This window comes from Erysipelatoclostridium sp. DFI.2.3 (assembly GCF_019132535.1).
Lineage (GTDB): Bacteria > Bacillota_I > Bacilli_A > Erysipelotrichales > Erysipelotrichaceae > Clostridium_AQ > Clostridium_AQ innocuum.
Genome location: NZ_JAHOOJ010000006.1, coordinates 179,196 through 194,248, shown reverse-complemented (window position 1 = coordinate 194,248; position 15,053 = coordinate 179,196). Strand labels below are relative to the sequence as shown.

Genomic DNA, 15,053 nt, shown 5'->3' with positions numbered 1-15,053 from the left:
TGGTGGCGATAGCGATGTGGACACACCTGTTCTCATCCCGAACACAGAAGTTAAGCATATCAGCGGCGACAATATCTGGACTGGCTCCAGTGAAGATAGCACGCTGCCAGGTAATCTGACTCATCTTACGATGGGTCTTTTTTTTGTTTTGCGTCTTCTGTTCAATCTGTGGATTGTGTGCTCTTGGCAATAGCTTACATTTTCTTTTTTGGAGCAGTGTCTTTGATGTAACATTGCCAGTGAATGCTGATTACTGTTCTTTCTGTAATTATATACAGGCTAAGTCGAAAAATAGCTGCCGGATGCAGATTATGATTTGCAGCAGTCAGTCTAAAACAGTGAAAAAGTGATTGCGTATCGCTTTGTTTTCCGCTATGATGAATAGGCGTGAATATAAGGAGCTTTTATATGAAGAAATTAACACTTATTCAAATTATATCGGTATCTATGATGCTTTTTGCAATTTTTTTTGGTGCCGGCAACATGATTTTTCCTCCTGCTATGGGACAGCTGGCTGGAACGAGCTATATCAGTGCCCTTGCAGGCTTTATTCTGACTGATGCAGGTATTGCAATTCTTGGAGTAACAGCTGTTGTACTGGCAGGAACTTCTATGAGTGATCTGGGAAATCTGGTCAGTCGGAGGTTCGCTTTGGTTCTATCGGTTGGTGTTTATCTGTTAATCGGTCCGCTGTTTGCACTGCCAAGAACCGGAAGTGTTTCTTTTGAAATAGCATTGCTTCCCTACATAGGGGAAAACAATGCCATACTATGGTCATTGCTGTTTACAACTGCCTTCTTCGGACTTACCTACTATCTGAGCAGCAACCCAAGCAGGATTGTGGATGTTGTCGGCAAATATCTGACGCCGGTCCTGCTGATCAGTATACTGGCTATCTTTATCGCCTCTCTTTTACAGGAAACAAGCAATGGTGCATTTTCTTTTGGAACCATGATGGAGCCGTCCCCTGCATATGCTGATATTCCGTTTTTTAAGGGCATGATCGAGGGCTATAATGCATTGGATGGACCGGCAGGGCTGGCATTTGCAATTCTTGTTATAACAGCAATTCGCAGTTATGGTGTTACAGATAAGAAATACATTGCTCGTTATACAATACTCTGCGGTCTTGGAGCGGCAGGCTTTCTGGCAGGTGTTTATTTTATGCTCACCTATGTCGGGGCCATTACGAATACGCCCTTCACAAACGGCGGAGCACTTCTGCATGCAGTAACAAATCATCTGTTTGGCGGTATCGGTGGAATCATTCTGGGAATTGCTGTTCTATTCGCCTGTCTTACAACCTCAATTGGACTGACAACATCCTTTGCGGATTATTTTCAAACCATACTGCCCAAACGCTGGACCTATAAAAGAATAGCTGCTGCTGTCTGCTTGTTCAGCTTTGTGATTTCCAATATTGGCTTAAGTCAGTTAATCACTGTATCACTCCCAATTTTGATTATGATATATCCGCTCACCGTGGTGCTGATGCTTCTGTCTTTTCTAAAACAGCGGATCGGATCACGGCGAATGGTGTATATCATGGCGATGCTGTTCACCTTTGCAGTATCCTTCGTAAATGGTATGGAAAGTGCAGGTGTTTCCTTGGGGATAATCAGTGACTGGTTTGCAGAGCTACCGTTTTATGAGCTGAGTATCGGCTGGATTCTACCCGCAGTGGCAGGTGCATTGATCGGACTTCTGCCATTCTGGCCAATGAACAATGAAGGATCAGGACTAACAGAAACCAGAGAATAAGAAAAGGAAGACCGTTCAATGAGCGGTCTTCTTCTGATATATGTAATTTCATTTTTTGACTCTCAATAGCCTTGACAACAAAGCATAATCACAACGCTGGAGTGTCTCCTTTTCATGCGTTATATCTGCCTGTTAAAAATATGCTATAGTTTGAGCTGCAGATTTAAAATTTTTTGTAATGCACGCGCTGTTCCATGGTCATAGACAGAGGCTGTCACCATGTTGGCAAAGGATTTTACGTAATCGGTGGCACTTCCCATGGCAACCCCCATACCTGCCATCTCCAGCATCTTGATATCATTGGTGCTGTCGCCAAAGCAAATGCATTCCTCCCAGGAAATCCCCTCTTTTTGCAGAACCTGATTGATTCCCACAAACTTATCGTTATTTGCATTGAATACATCAAAGCAGAAATGATCCTGTGCAACCTCGATCAGATCGCTGCGCAGCAGCGGATGCTTTGCAAGAAATTCCTCCAGGGAGCGCTGCTCCTTTGTCATCAGGACTGCATTATAGGCATTGTGCCGTTTATGATAAGAGCGCTGTTCATCATAGAACAGATAATTCAGAACATGGTGGTCTCGACAGAAATAATAAAACGGATAAAATTTATCATATATATAGGATGTATCTCCGAAATGGAACATCAGTCCGTTTTCCTGCTGCTCGCACCAGTCTACGATATCCTGCGTCGTCTGCCTGTCAAGCGGATTTTCAAACAGCAGGCGCTGCTCACGATCCAGAACATAGCCGCCGTTGATCATCACCATATAATCAAACTGTACACGCTCCAGAATCAGATTCATCTGATTCAGCGGTCGACCTGTTGCGGCACACACGATATAGCCCTGATCCCTCAATGCTTGAATCGCCTGAAGACTGGACTCCTGAATAATGTCGTTTTCTGTCTGATACAAGGTACCATCCATATCAAAAAACACGATTTTATAAGCCATACTTGAAACCTCTACTTTCCCTCTATGTCTATTCGTCCCCTATTATACTAGAATCTCAAATCTTTTACAAAGAAAAATAAAAAAGGTGTTGACAAGCTATTTCAGTTGCTTTATGATTATTAGGCAAGTGGATTTTTGAGGTTCCCGTTCTGCGGGAACTACATTTACACTTCGAAATGACACACCCGGAAATGTGTGTTAGTGAAAGGAGGATATTATGCCAACAATTAACCAATTAATTCGTAAAGGTCGTGAACAGAGCGTGAAGCTTTCCAAGTCACCAGCTCTGAATAGAGGATATAACTCAATCAAGAAACGTCCTACAAACTTAAGTGCACCTCAGAAACGTGGAGTTTGTACTCGTGTCGGAACAATGACACCGAAGAAACCAAACTCAGCGCTGCGTAAATATGCCCGTGTTCGTCTGAGCAACGGTATGGAGGTTACTGCCTACATTCCTGGTATTGGACACAACCTGCAGGAGCATAGTGTTGTAATGATCCGTGGAGGACGTGTTAAGGATCTTCCAGGTGTTCGTTACCACATCATCCGTGGTACACTGGACTGTGCCGGAGTTGCGAACCGTAACCAGAGCCGTTCCCTGTACGGAGCAAAACGCCCAAAAGAAGCTAAGAAATAATCAATTGTGAAAGGAGGAAATTCGAATGCCTAGAAAAGGACATGTAGCAAAACGTGATGTATTAGTAGATCCAATTTACAACTCCAAGCTGGTTACTCGTTTAATCAACAAGATCATGATTGATGGTAAAAGAGGGGTTGCACAGAAGATTCTGTACAATGCGTTCGATATTATTGAAGTAAAAACTAACGAAAAACCAATGGAAGTTTTCGAGAAAGCTCTGGAAAACGTAATGCCATTACTGGAACTTAAGGTTCGCCGTGTTGGTGGTGCCAACTACCAGGTCCCGGTGGAAGTATCCGCTGAAAGACGTCTGACTCTTGGTCTGCGTTGGATCGTGAACTATGCTCGTTTAAGAAACGAGAAAACAATGGAGCAAAGACTTGCTGCTGAAATCATGGATGCAGCAAACGGAAGTGGTGCATCTGTTAAGAAACGTGAGGACACTCACAAGATGGCAGAGGCAAACAAAGCATTTGCTCATTACCGCTGGTAAGAAAGGAGATCCATTATGCCACGTCAGTATTCATTAGAAAACACACGTAACATTGGTATCATGGCTCATATCGATGCTGGTAAGACAACAACTACAGAGCGTATTCTGTATTATACAGGTGTTAATCACAAAATCGGAGAGACTCACGATGGAGCTTCTACGATGGACTGGATGGCACAGGAGCAGGAACGTGGTATCACCATCACTTCTGCAGCAACAACTGCAGCATGGAAGGGTACCCGTATCAACATTATCGATACTCCAGGTCACGTTGACTTCACGGTTGAGGTTGAACGTTCCCTGCGTGTACTGGATGGTGCCGTAACGGTACTGGATGCAAAAGCCGGTGTAGAGCCTCAGACAGAAACCGTTTGGCGTCAGGCTACTACATATGGTGTTCCTCGTATCGTATTCTGTAACAAAATGGATGCAACAGGAGCTGACTTCCTGATGTCCTGCAAAACAATTGTAGATCGTCTGGGAGCTAAGTCCTGCCCGATTCAGCTGCCAATCGGTGCTGAATCCACTTTCACTGGTATCGTTGATATCATTAAAAGAAAATCTGAAATCTATACAAACGACTTAGGTACGGATATTCAGGAAGGCGATGTTCCGGAAGATCTGAAGGATCTGTGTGAGGAATACCGTTCCAAGCTGATTGACTACCTTGCTGATTATGATGAAGATTTCATGATGCAGGTACTGGAGGGTGAAGAACCTAGCGTTGAGGACATCAAGCGTGTTCTGCGTATCGCCGTATGTGCCGGTGATTTCTTCCCTGTATTATGTGGTTCTGCATATAAGAACAAGGGTGTTCAGATGGTTCTGGATGCTGTTGTTGAATATCTGCCTTCTCCACTGGATGTTCCTGCAATCAAGGGAACGCTGGAGGACGGAAGCGAATCCGAGCGTCATTCCAGTGATGAAGAACCATTCGCTGCATTGGCATTCAAAATCGCAACGGACCCATTTGTTGGAAAGCTTTCCTTCTTCCGTGTGTACTCCGGTACAGCAAAGGCAGGAAGCTACGTTCTGAACTCCACAAAGGGAAAAAGAGAGCGTTTTGGACGTATCGTTCAGATGCATGCCAACGCCCGTAAGGAAATCGATCAGGTATATGCAGGAGATATCGCTGCTGCCGTAGGTCTGAAGGTTACAACAACCGGAGACAGCTTATGTGCAGAAGATTCTCCAATCATTCTGGAATCCATGGAATTCCCGGAACCGGTTATCGAACTGTCTCTGGAACCGAAGACCAAGGCTGACCAGGATAAGATGGGTCTTGCTCTTGCGAAGCTTGCAGAAGAGGATCCTACCTTCAAAACCTATACAGACCAGGAAACAGGTCAGACAATTATCGCCGGTGTCGGTGAGCTTCACCTGGACATCATCGTTGACCGTCTGCGCCGTGAATTCAAGGTGGAAGCAAACGTTGGACAGCCAATGGTTGCATATCGTGAAACCATTCGTGGTACTGCAGAGTGTGAAGGTAAATACATCAAGCAGTCCGGTGGTCGTGGACAGTATGGTCATGTATGGATCAAATTCGAGCCTCAGGAAGAGGGAAAAGGATTTGAATTCGTTGATGCTACTGTCGGAGGAAGCGTACCTCGTGAATACATCAAGCCTACAGAAGAAGGTCTGAGAGACGCACTGGCAAACGGTATCATTGCAGGTTATCAGGTAATCGATATCAAAGCAACGCTGTTTGACGGTTCTTACCACGATGTCGATTCCAGTGAAATGGCGTACAAAATTGCGGCTAGCATGGCATTAAAGGCAGCTGCCAAGAAATGTAATCCGGTTATTCTGGAGCCGATCATGATGGTGGAGGTAACTGCACCGAATGAATATCTTGGATCTGTAATGGGTGACGTAAGCTCCCGTCGTGGTGCTATCGTTGACCAGGAAGAAAGAGGAAATGCGATTATCGTTAAGGCTCACATTCCACTGTCAGAGATGTTCGGTTACGTTACAGACCTGCGTTCCTTCACTCAGGGACGTGGAAATTACTCTATGAAATTCGACCATTATGCCGAAGTACCGAAGAGTATTGCAGAAAAAATCATTAAAAACAATAGTTCTGAAAATTAACTGTTGCTTTTATAAAAACTTTGAATTAGAATATACTTGGAAACTAATAAATTAGGAGGAAAATTAAAATGGCAAAAGAAAAATTTGACCGTTCCAAAACACATGTTAACATTGGAACTATCGGACACGTTGACCACGGTAAAACTACGTTAACTGCTGCTATTACAAACGTTCTTGCAAAGGACGGTATGGCACAGGCACAGGCTTATGACCAGATCGATGGTGCACCTGAAGAAAAAGAACGTGGAATTACAATCAACACTGCACACGTTGAATATCAGACTGACAAGCGTCACTATGCACACGTTGACTGCCCAGGTCACGCTGACTACGTTAAGAACATGATCACTGGTGCTGCACAGATGGATGGTGCTATCCTGGTTGTTGCTGCATCTGATGGTCCTATGCCTCAGACTCGTGAGCACATCCTGCTTGCTCGTCAGGTAGGTGTTCCTTACATCGTTGTATTCCTGAACAAATGCGACATGGTTGATGACGAAGAACTGATCGACCTTGTTGAAATGGAAGTGCGTGAGCTGTTAAGCGAGTACGGATTCGACGGAGACAATGCTCCAGTTATCCGTGGTTCTGCACTGAAGGCTCTGGAAGGTGACGACAAATACGTTGGCGCTATCAAAGAATTGATGGATGCAGTTGATGAATTCATCCCAGATCCAACTCGTGAAACTGACAAACCATTCCTGATGTCTGTAGAAGACGTTATGACAATCACAGGACGTGGTACAGTTGCTACCGGACGTGTTGAACGTGGTGTAGTTAAACTGGGAGAAGAAGTTGAAATCGTTGGTATCAAGGATACTCAGAAAACTGTTGTTACTGGACTGGAAATGTTCCGTAAGCAGCTGGACTTCGCAGAATCCGGAGATAACATCGGTGCTCTGCTGCGTGGTATCAACCGTGATCAGATTCAGCGTGGACAGGTTCTTGCTAAACCAGGATCCGTACATCCACACACAAAGTTCAAGGCTCAGGTTTATGTATTAACAAAAGAAGAAGGTGGACGTCACACTCCATTCGTTTCTAACTACCGTCCTCAGTTCTACTTCCGTACAACTGACGTAACTGGTGTTATTACATTACCGGAAGGAACCGAAATGGTTATGCCTGGTGACAACGTTGAAATGAACGTTGAGCTGATTGCTCCAATCGCTATCGAAAACAACACAAAGTTCTCTATCCGTGAGGGTGGACGTACTGTTGGTTCCGGTAACGTTACAGAAATCATCGAGTAATTTTATAAAAACAATGAAAAGAGCACAATTGTGCTCTTTTTTCTGTGTGTTGTATCTTTTTTGTAGTATAATACAGGTAACGACAGAAGGGAGTGGGCAGTTTGAACAGAAAAATGCTGGCACCTATCATAATTGGCATTTTGATTGCATTTTATATGATGATTTGGATCAGCTCCCTGTTTTTTCTGGATGCACCGGAGTTTCTCGTGATCCTGTTTGGCATCCCCATGCTGGCACTGCTTTTTCTGTGGATACATGTTGTCAAGGAACGGCTTGACGAGATAAGGAGCGGAGAAGAAGATGATCTTAGTAAATACTGATTACATTACCGGGAAAACGCTGAATATGCTGGGACTAGTAAAGGGAAGTACGATTCAGACAAAGAATATCGGTAAGGATATTTCTCAGGGCTTTAAGACACTGGTTGGTGGTGAGCTGAAGGCATACAATGAAATGATGAATGAGGCACGTGCACTGGCAACGAAGCGAATGGTGGAGGAGGCAGAGGCTTTCGGTGCTGACGCTATTGTCAACATCCGTTATGCATCCAGTGCCATCATGGGTGGTGCCGCAGAGGTTATAGCCTATGGTACAGCGGTAACCTTCCTGTAAAAGCAGCTTGTCTGCTTTTTTCTTTTCTTTTTTACACGGAGCGTGTATAATGATACTGTCATGACAGGGGTGCCGTAAGGCTGAGACAGTCCCTTATGACCTGATCTAGTTAATGCTAGCGTAGGGAGTCATATCTATCTTGAGTATTAGATTGGTTCACTTACGCCTCACGGAGGTGTTTTTTTATTGGAAAGGAGAGCTATGGATGAAGCGTTTAAAAAGAATCGGTATGCCGCTGTTCACGCTGCTTCTGGTACTGGCAGTATGGGAAGGCTGTGTTCATATATTTGATATTGATTTGTATATTCTGCCGGCGCCCTCAAACATCATACAGGCGCTGTTTGCGAATCGCGATATACTGTGGATGCATTCTCTGGTAACGCTGCAGGAGGCTGTCGTTGGTTTATTGATCGCTACACTGCTCGCAATCGTAATTGCGATTGGCATGGATCTTTCCCAGCCGTTTAAACACAGCATATTTCCCCATCTGGTTGTTACGCAGACCGTACCGGTCATGGTGCTGGGACCGCTGTTTTCCATTTGGCTGGGATTCGGCATGGCACCGAAGATTCTAATGGTCATTTTCATGTGCTTCTTTCCGGTCGCAATCGCCTTCTGTGACGCGCTGGGTAAAGTAGACGAGCATCAGATCAGTCTGCTGAAAAGCTTCGGAGCAAAAAAATGGCAGATATATGCATATGTGAAGATACCGGCGGCCTCCACTGCACTTTTTTCCGGATTGAAGGTAGCAGCTACCTACTGTATCGGTGGTGCTATCGTCGGAGAGTGGCTGAGTGCATCCGCAGGACTTGGATACTATATGATCCGTGTAAAAAACGGCTATATGCTGGATAAGGTGTTTGCCTGCGTAGTGGTTATTATCGCACTGAGTCTGCTGCTGCATGGGGCGGTGGTATTGCTGGAGGCGGTGTTGTTTCCATATGCGAGAAAGAAAAGAGGGAAAGCGAAATGAAGAAATTAGGCTGTATGCTGATGGCTGTGCTGATGGCTGTCGCAGTGAGTGGATGTTCTGATAAAAAGGAAGCATCTGAAAACAAGGAAACAGAAAAAAAGGTAACACTGATTCTGGATTATCTTCCAAACACCAATCATACCGGTTTCTATGTGGCGAAGGAAAAAGGCTTTTTCAAGGAAGAAGGCTTGGATGTGGATATCATTGAGCCGGGAGACGATTCGACAAGTGCAACACTGGTTGCCGCAAACAAGGGAGAATTCGGTGTCAGCTATCAGGAGGACGTCACGTATGCGAGAACGGCGGAGGAACCATTGCCGATTCGTGCAATTGCGACCATCATCCAGCATAATACAAGCGGTTTTGTATCATTGAAAAAGGAAAATATCAAGTCACCGAAGGATTTCGAGGGAAAGGTTTATGCCGGATGGCAGGCACCGAGTGAGGAAGCAGTGGTAAAGGCGGTAATGACAGCCGCAAAGGCAGATTTCTCCAAGCTGACGATGGTGGGGGCAGATGGCAGCGGCTTTGCTTCCCTTGGCAAGAGTGTGGATATCCAGTGGGAATTTGAAGGCTGGGCAGTCACAAAGGGAAGAATGGAAGGCTATGACCTGAAGTACATACCGTTACGCGAGCTGGATGAGCGCCTCGATTATTATACACCGGTCATTATCACCAGTGAAAAGATGATCAAGGAAGATCCGGAAACGGTTCAGAAATTTATGAATGCGGTAAAGAAGGGATATGAATATGCAATTGAACACCCGGATGCAGCCGCTGAAATATTAAGTAAATATGCACCTGATTATGATTTAAAATTCCTGAAGGAAAGTCAGAAATATCTGAGCAGTGAATATGCCAGAGATGCGGACAGCTGGGGTGTTATGAAGGATTCCGTATGGGATAACTATACTGCCTTTATGTATGAAAACAAGCTGATCACTGAAAAAATCAAGGCGGATGAACAGTATACCAATGAATTTGTAACGAAATAAAAAAAACGACACAGGAGGTCATCATGAAATTACGAGTGGAGGATATGGCAATCTCTTTTGATAACAGAAGAATACTGGAGCATGTCGGCTTTCATGTGGAAGAGGGAGAGTTTACTGCGCTGATTGGACCAAGCGGATGTGGAAAGTCCACATTGCTGAACATACTGGCAGGGCTTTTGGATTGTGAAGAGGGAACCTTTTATGTGGATGATGTGCAGGTTAGCGGCGTATCCTCCCACTTTGCCTATATGCCCCAGGATGATCTTCTTCTGCCGTGGAAGAATATTCTGGATAATGTTTGTTTATATGGAAAGCTTCACGGGCATGTGAAGGAAGCCAGAGAGCAGGCCTTGCAGGAGTTCGAGGCATTCGGATTGAAGGGATATGAACAGGCTTATCCCTATGAACTATCCGGTGGTATGCGGCAGCGGGCTGCGTTTTTACGGACGGCACTTTGCAGTGCGGATATCCTATTGCTGGATGAACCCTTCGGTGCGCTGGATGTCATCACCCGCAATGATATGCAGGACTGGCTGCTGAAGCTGAGAAGTGAATTAAACAGAACGATGCTGCTGGTGACCCATGATATTGAAGAGGCCCTGTATCTGGCAGACCGCATTCTGATTCTTAGCGGATCACCTGCTTCCATCTGTAGGGAAATTTCTTTAAAGGATTACAAAAAAAGCAGGGAATGGCTGTATGATCAGGGCGGACTGAAGAAGGAGATCTATCAGCTGCTGAAGGAGGGGACACATGATCGTTGATGCGCATATGCATATGGAGGAAGCTTATCCGGCAGAAATCTTAAAAGAACAGGACATTGCCTGTATCGCCAATGCCGCAACACCTGAAGAATATAAGAACTTAAGAAAGCTGCAAGAGAAGAATCCTTTCCTATGGATCAGTGCCGGTATTCATCCATGGAAGGTGGATGAGGTTCACTGGGATGCAATGCTGCCGATTCTTGAGGAAGTGGACATCATCGGTGAAATCGGATTGGATACGGTCTGGTGTAACACGGATATGACGTTGCAGTCCCGGCTGTTTGAGCAGCAGCTTGCTTTTGCACAGCGATATCAGAAACCGGTGATTCTGCATCTGAAGGGAAGAGAAAAGGAAGCACTTGAATATTTGCGTCACTATGAAAACCGGTATCTGGTGCACTGGTATTCCTGTGATGCATGGCTGCAGGAGTATATTGATCTGGGCTGCTGGTTTACCGTCGGTCCTTCGCTGCCCTTCGATGAAGCGGTACAGCATGTGGCAGCCTGTGTCCCACTGGATCGAATGCTGGTGGAAACGGATGGTATTTCCGCATGTACGTGGTGTGAGAATCGTAAGGTCGCACCAAAGGAGCATGGAGCCATATTAAAACGCAGTATGCACAAAATCAGTGAAATACGTAACATATCCTATGAGAAGCTGCAGGAACAGATGGTGCTTAACTGTGAAAAATTTATTGGGCAGCGATTCCCGTTTTAATGAAAACTTCTATCAATTTAGAAGTTTTTTTACGTGTTTTTTATCAAAAAAAGCATGTAAACGCTCTCATAAACCATTGATTTTCAGCAGGGAACGCATTCGGAAAAGATTATGAAAAAAACTAAAAAAAGCCGTAATTAACGCTTGTAATCAACATTTGGATGTGTTAGAATATTATCACGACCGCGAGGACATGCGAGGTTGCCGACCCACTGAGAAACGTTGTCATGGACGGCGAGGTCGGGGAATTCGCATCGAGCGAGTCTATAGTCCATATAGGCGAAAGGAGATATATTCATGGCAAAAAATAGCGTAAGAATTCGCTTAAAAGCTTATGAGCACAGAATCTTGGATGCATCCGCAGAAAAGATCGTGCAAGCGGCACAAGCTCACGGTGCTAAAAAAATTGTTGGACCAGTACCTCTTCCAACTGAAAAGCAGGTGGTTACAATCCTGCGTGCGGTACACAAATACAAAGATTCTCGCGAGCAGTTCGAGATCAGAACGCACAAACGTTTAATTGAGATTGTCGGACCTACAGCAGAAACAATCGACTCACTGAGTCGTCTGGAGCTGCCTAGTGGTGTTGACATCGAAATTAAGCTGTAATGGAGGTGACATCATGAAAGGTATTCTAGGACGCAAACTTGGGATGACACAGGTCTTCACAGAAGATGGAACACTGATTCCTGTAACTGTAGTTGAGGCTTGTCCAAATGTTGTATTACAGAAGAAAACAGTGGAAAACGACGGATACGAAGCTGTGCAGTTAGGTTTTGAAGATGTTAAAGAAACACGCAGCACAAAAGGTGAAGCCGGACATGCTGCGAAAGCAAACACTGCTCCAAAAAGATTTGTCAAGGAAGTTCGCGACAGCGAATTTGCTGATCTGGAGCTGGGTGCTGAAGTTAACGTAGGAATCTTCAGTGCCGGAGAAACAGTAGATGTTATCGGTACATCCAAGGGGAAAGGATTCATGGGTACGATCGTTCGTAACAATGCGAAAATCGGTCCTAAGAGCCATGGTTCCGGACACCACAGACATATCGGTTCCCTTGCTACAAACGGTATTACCTCTCGTCAGGGTAAAATCTTAAAGGGTACGATGATGGCTGGTCAGGAAGGTGGTTACAGAACTACAAACCAGAACCTGACAGTGATCAAGGTTGACGTTGAAAACAACTACTTATTGATTAAAGGAAACGTGCCTGGGCCAAAACGTGGAATGGTTATGGTGCGCACTGCTAAATGTTCCAAGGGCAATACAGAACCTGTAACATTAGTGGATTACACGAAAGAGGAGGAATAAAAGATGCCTAAGATGGTCGTATTAAGCCAAACTGGTAAAGAGCTGAATGAAATCACTCTTGCAGATACAGTATTTGGCATCGAGCCAAATCAGCAATGTATCTTCGATGCTGTCATTATGCAGAGAGCATCTATGCGTCAGGGTACTCACGATACCAAAAACCGTACAGAAGTACGCGGTGGTGGACGCAAGCCTTGGCGTCAGAAGGGAACCGGACGTGCTCGTCAGGGATCCATTCGTGCTACACAGTGGAGAGGCGGAGGAATTGTATTCGGTCCGACTCCTAGAAACTATGGCTACAAGCTGAACAAAAAAGTTCGTCGTCTGGCTCTGAAATCAGCTCTGTCTGAAAAAGTGCTGGAAAACGCAATGAGCGTTGTTGATAAGTTTGAGCTGGAAGCTCCAAAAACAAAAGCTTTCAATCAGATTATCGCTGATATCAACGCACCTAAGAAAACCTTATTCGTAGTATCTGAAGGTGAAGATTTTGAAAACGCATTCCTGAGCATGAGAAACATCCCTACCATGATGATGCTTACTGCTGATGGATTAAATGTTTACGATATCGTAAATGCTAACAAAATCGTCTTTACAGAAGCTGCTGTGAAAGATGTTGAGGAGGCACTTGCATAATGGAAAACTACAAGGATATCATCATCCGTCCAATCATCACTGAAAAAACGATGAGATACATGGACGCAGATAACAAAGTAACGTTTGAAGTTAAAAAGGGAACCAACAAAACACAGGTAAAACAGGCCGTGGAAGCTATCTTCGGTGTCGATGTTGAGAAAGTGAACATCGTGAATGTGAAACCGAAAACCAAGAGAATGGGTAAATATGTTGGTACTACCAAGAATGTCCGTAAAGCCTATGTGAAAATCAAGGAAGGTCAGGACATCAACTTATTCGGCGAAGAAGCTGAATAAGTTCAGGAAGAAGCACGCTATTTCCTGAATAAATATTGCGTAAGGAGGAAATTGACAATATGCCAATTAAGAAGTATAAGCCGACCACTCCAGGTCGTCGTGGTATGACAAGTTTGTCTTATGAAGAAATTACGACAGACAAACCAGAAAAAAGTCTGCTGGAGCCGTTAAAAAGTAAAGGTGGACGTAACAACAACGGACGTATTACTACTCGTCATCAGGGTGGTGGACACAAAAGAGCTTACCGTGTGATTGATTTCAAGAGAAACAAAGATGGTATCCCTGCTCGTGTGGCTACCATTGAATACGATCCAAACCGCTCTGCAAATATCGCTTTGCTGAATTATGCAGATGGTGAAAAACGCTACATCATCGCCCCTAAGGGATTGACAGTTGGTATGAATATTATCTCTGGTGAAGGTGCTGATATCAAAGTTGGTAATGCAATGGAATTGAAGGACATTCCTGAAGGTACGTTCATTCATAACATTGAATTAAGACCAGGTAAAGGTGGACAGCTGGCTCGTTCTGCTGGTGCATCCGCACAGATTCTTGGTGTTGAAGAAAAATATACAACGGTTCGTTTGGCTTCTGGTGAGGTTCGTAGAATCCTGTCTAATTGCCGTGCAACCATCGGTCAGGTCGGTAACGAAGATCACAGTCTGGTAAACTATGGTAAAGCTGGACGTATGAGATGGAAGGGTGTTCGCCCGACTGTTCGTGGTTCCGTTATGAACCCTAATGATCACCCTCATGGTGGTGGTGAAGGACGTACTCCGGTAGGACGTAAATCTCCAATGACACCTTGGGGTAAGAAAGCTATGGGTGTGAAAACACGTAAAGCGAAAAAAGCGTCAACGAAACTGATCGTTCGTCGTCGTAATGGCAAATAGGCAAAGGAGGAAATGAAAAATGAGTCGTAGTCTTAAAAAAGGCCCGTTCTGTGATGACCACTTAATGAAAAAAGTGGATGAGCTGAACAAAGCCGGTAAAAAACAAGTTATCAAAACCTGGTCACGTCGTTCAACTATATTCCCTCAGTTTGTGGAACATACATTTGCCGTTTACAACGGTAAGGAGCACCTGCCTGTTTACGTTACAGAAGATATGGTAGGACACAAGCTTGGTGAATTCGTGCCAACCCGTAAATACGGTGGTCACGGCGATAATGACAAGAAAGCTAAACGATAAGGAGGAAACGTTATAATGGAAGTTAAGTCAACAGCGAAAACATTACGTATCCCACCTAGAAAAGCTCGTATTGTTATCGATTTAATCCGTGGGAAAGATGCTGCTGAAGCAGCTGCAATCTTGAAGTTCACACCGAACGTTGCAGCGGAAGCAGTTGGTAAGGTATTGAAATCTGCAGTAGCAAATGCAGTGAATAACCATGATATGGATGAAGAAAAGCTGTACGTTAAGGCATGCTATGCAAACGAGGGTGTAACTCTGAAACGTTTCATGCCACGTGCAAAAGGATCTGCTAGTGCGATCCACAAACGCACCAGCCACATTACTGTTGTGGTTGACGAGCGTGATTAAGGAGGTAGCTC

At 44.7% G+C, this 15,053-nt stretch carries 19 protein-coding genes, 1 rRNA gene and 1 riboswitch; of the genes, 19 read left to right on the top strand and 1 reads right to left on the bottom strand.

Features of this window, described 5'->3' with window-relative positions; all coding sequences use genetic code 11:
- Both rrf and brnQ read left to right on the top strand, forming a co-directional pair.
- A 5S ribosomal RNA gene (gene rrf, locus KSZ58_RS08440) occupies positions 1-112 on the top strand; the annotation flags it as partial.
- Between the two features lie 296 nt (positions 113-408).
- A complete protein-coding gene (brnQ, locus tag KSZ58_RS08435; RefSeq protein ID WP_217752657.1) occupies positions 409-1,761 on the top strand; it encodes a branched-chain amino acid transport system II carrier protein in 1,353 nt (450 codons plus the stop codon).
- Between the two features lie 143 nt (positions 1,762-1,904).
- On the opposite strand, the gene KSZ58_RS08430 is transcribed toward brnQ, so the two are convergent.
- The gene (locus tag KSZ58_RS08430) at positions 1,905-2,717 is read right to left on the bottom strand and encodes an HAD family hydrolase (RefSeq protein WP_008818586.1); all 813 of its coding nucleotides are present in this window, start codon (positions 2,715-2,717) and stop codon (positions 1,905-1,907) included.
- Positions 2,718-2,934: 217 nt separating this feature from the next.
- Here KSZ58_RS08430 and rpsL point away from each other — a divergent pair, with 217 nt between their 5' ends.
- The 17 genes from rpsL to rplV all read left to right on the top strand — a co-directional run bounded on the left by rpsL (position 2,935) and on the right by rplV (position 15,042).
- Positions 2,935-3,357: a 30S ribosomal protein S12 gene (rpsL, locus tag KSZ58_RS08425; RefSeq protein WP_002607405.1), complete on the top strand. Its 423-nt coding sequence runs from the start codon at positions 2,935-2,937 to the stop codon at positions 3,355-3,357.
- Positions 3,358-3,382: 25 nt separating this feature from the next.
- Positions 3,383-3,853, top strand: coding sequence for a 30S ribosomal protein S7 (gene rpsG / locus KSZ58_RS08420; protein WP_002607406.1), 471 nt, complete (start codon positions 3,383-3,385; stop codon positions 3,851-3,853).
- A 15-nt stretch (positions 3,854-3,868) separates the two neighbouring features.
- Positions 3,869-5,947: an elongation factor G gene (fusA, locus tag KSZ58_RS08415; protein ID WP_009269763.1), complete on the top strand. Its 2,079-nt coding sequence runs from the start codon at positions 3,869-3,871 to the stop codon at positions 5,945-5,947.
- A gap of 68 nt (positions 5,948-6,015) precedes the next feature.
- On the top strand, positions 6,016-7,200 hold the full coding sequence (tuf, locus tag KSZ58_RS08410) for an elongation factor Tu (RefSeq protein WP_002607408.1): 1,185 nt from the start codon (positions 6,016-6,018) through the stop codon (positions 7,198-7,200).
- 101 nt (positions 7,201-7,301) lie between these two features.
- A complete protein-coding gene (locus KSZ58_RS08405) occupies positions 7,302-7,520 on the top strand; it encodes a hypothetical protein (protein WP_008818589.1) in 219 nt (72 codons plus the stop codon).
- Positions 7,501-7,812: a YbjQ family protein gene (locus tag KSZ58_RS08400; protein WP_217752655.1), complete on the top strand. Its 312-nt coding sequence runs from the start codon at positions 7,501-7,503 to the stop codon at positions 7,810-7,812. The genes KSZ58_RS08405 and KSZ58_RS08400 overlap by 20 nt, the downstream gene beginning before the upstream one ends.
- A gap of 55 nt (positions 7,813-7,867) precedes the next feature.
- Positions 7,868-7,956: riboswitch (TPP riboswitch) on the top strand.
- A gap of 61 nt (positions 7,957-8,017) precedes the next feature.
- Positions 8,018-8,785: an ABC transporter permease gene (locus KSZ58_RS08395; RefSeq protein ID WP_009587379.1), complete on the top strand. Its 768-nt coding sequence runs from the start codon at positions 8,018-8,020 to the stop codon at positions 8,783-8,785.
- On the top strand, positions 8,782-9,780 hold the full coding sequence (locus tag KSZ58_RS08390) for an ABC transporter substrate-binding protein (protein ID WP_009587376.1): 999 nt from the start codon (positions 8,782-8,784) through the stop codon (positions 9,778-9,780). Before KSZ58_RS08395 ends, KSZ58_RS08390 begins: the two co-directional genes overlap by 4 nt.
- 23 nt (positions 9,781-9,803) lie before the next feature.
- A complete protein-coding gene (locus KSZ58_RS08385; protein WP_008818593.1) occupies positions 9,804-10,544 on the top strand; it encodes an ABC transporter ATP-binding protein in 741 nt (246 codons plus the stop codon).
- Positions 10,534-11,262 carry a TatD family hydrolase gene (locus KSZ58_RS08380; protein WP_008818594.1) on the top strand — a complete coding sequence of 243 codons (729 nt, stop codon included), beginning with the start codon at positions 10,534-10,536 and terminating at the stop codon, positions 11,260-11,262. Before KSZ58_RS08385 ends, KSZ58_RS08380 begins: the two co-directional genes overlap by 11 nt.
- A gap of 297 nt (positions 11,263-11,559) precedes the next feature.
- On the top strand, positions 11,560-11,871 hold the full coding sequence (rpsJ, locus tag KSZ58_RS08375) for a 30S ribosomal protein S10 (RefSeq protein ID WP_002607415.1): 312 nt from the start codon (positions 11,560-11,562) through the stop codon (positions 11,869-11,871).
- Between the two features lie 13 nt (positions 11,872-11,884).
- Positions 11,885-12,571 (top strand): 50S ribosomal protein L3, encoded by a 687-nt coding sequence (gene rplC, locus KSZ58_RS08370; RefSeq protein ID WP_002607416.1) that lies wholly within the window; start codon positions 11,885-11,887, stop codon positions 12,569-12,571.
- Between the two features lie 3 nt (positions 12,572-12,574).
- A complete protein-coding gene (gene rplD / locus KSZ58_RS08365; protein ID WP_008818595.1) occupies positions 12,575-13,204 on the top strand; it encodes a 50S ribosomal protein L4 in 630 nt (209 codons plus the stop codon).
- Positions 13,204-13,500, top strand: a complete 297-nt coding sequence (gene rplW, locus KSZ58_RS08360) for a 50S ribosomal protein L23 (protein ID WP_002607418.1) — start codon at positions 13,204-13,206, stop codon at positions 13,498-13,500. Before rplD ends, rplW begins: the two co-directional genes overlap by 1 nt.
- Before the next feature lie 59 nt (positions 13,501-13,559).
- On the top strand, positions 13,560-14,393 hold the full coding sequence (rplB, locus tag KSZ58_RS08355) for a 50S ribosomal protein L2 (RefSeq protein WP_009587341.1): 834 nt from the start codon (positions 13,560-13,562) through the stop codon (positions 14,391-14,393).
- A 19-nt stretch (positions 14,394-14,412) separates the two neighbouring features.
- Positions 14,413-14,691, top strand: a complete 279-nt coding sequence (gene rpsS, locus KSZ58_RS08350) for a 30S ribosomal protein S19 (protein ID WP_002607420.1) — start codon at positions 14,413-14,415, stop codon at positions 14,689-14,691.
- A 15-nt stretch (positions 14,692-14,706) separates the two neighbouring features.
- Positions 14,707-15,042: a 50S ribosomal protein L22 gene (rplV, locus tag KSZ58_RS08345; RefSeq protein WP_002607421.1), complete on the top strand. Its 336-nt coding sequence runs from the start codon at positions 14,707-14,709 to the stop codon at positions 15,040-15,042.
- Positions 15,043-15,053 lie beyond the last annotated feature (11 nt).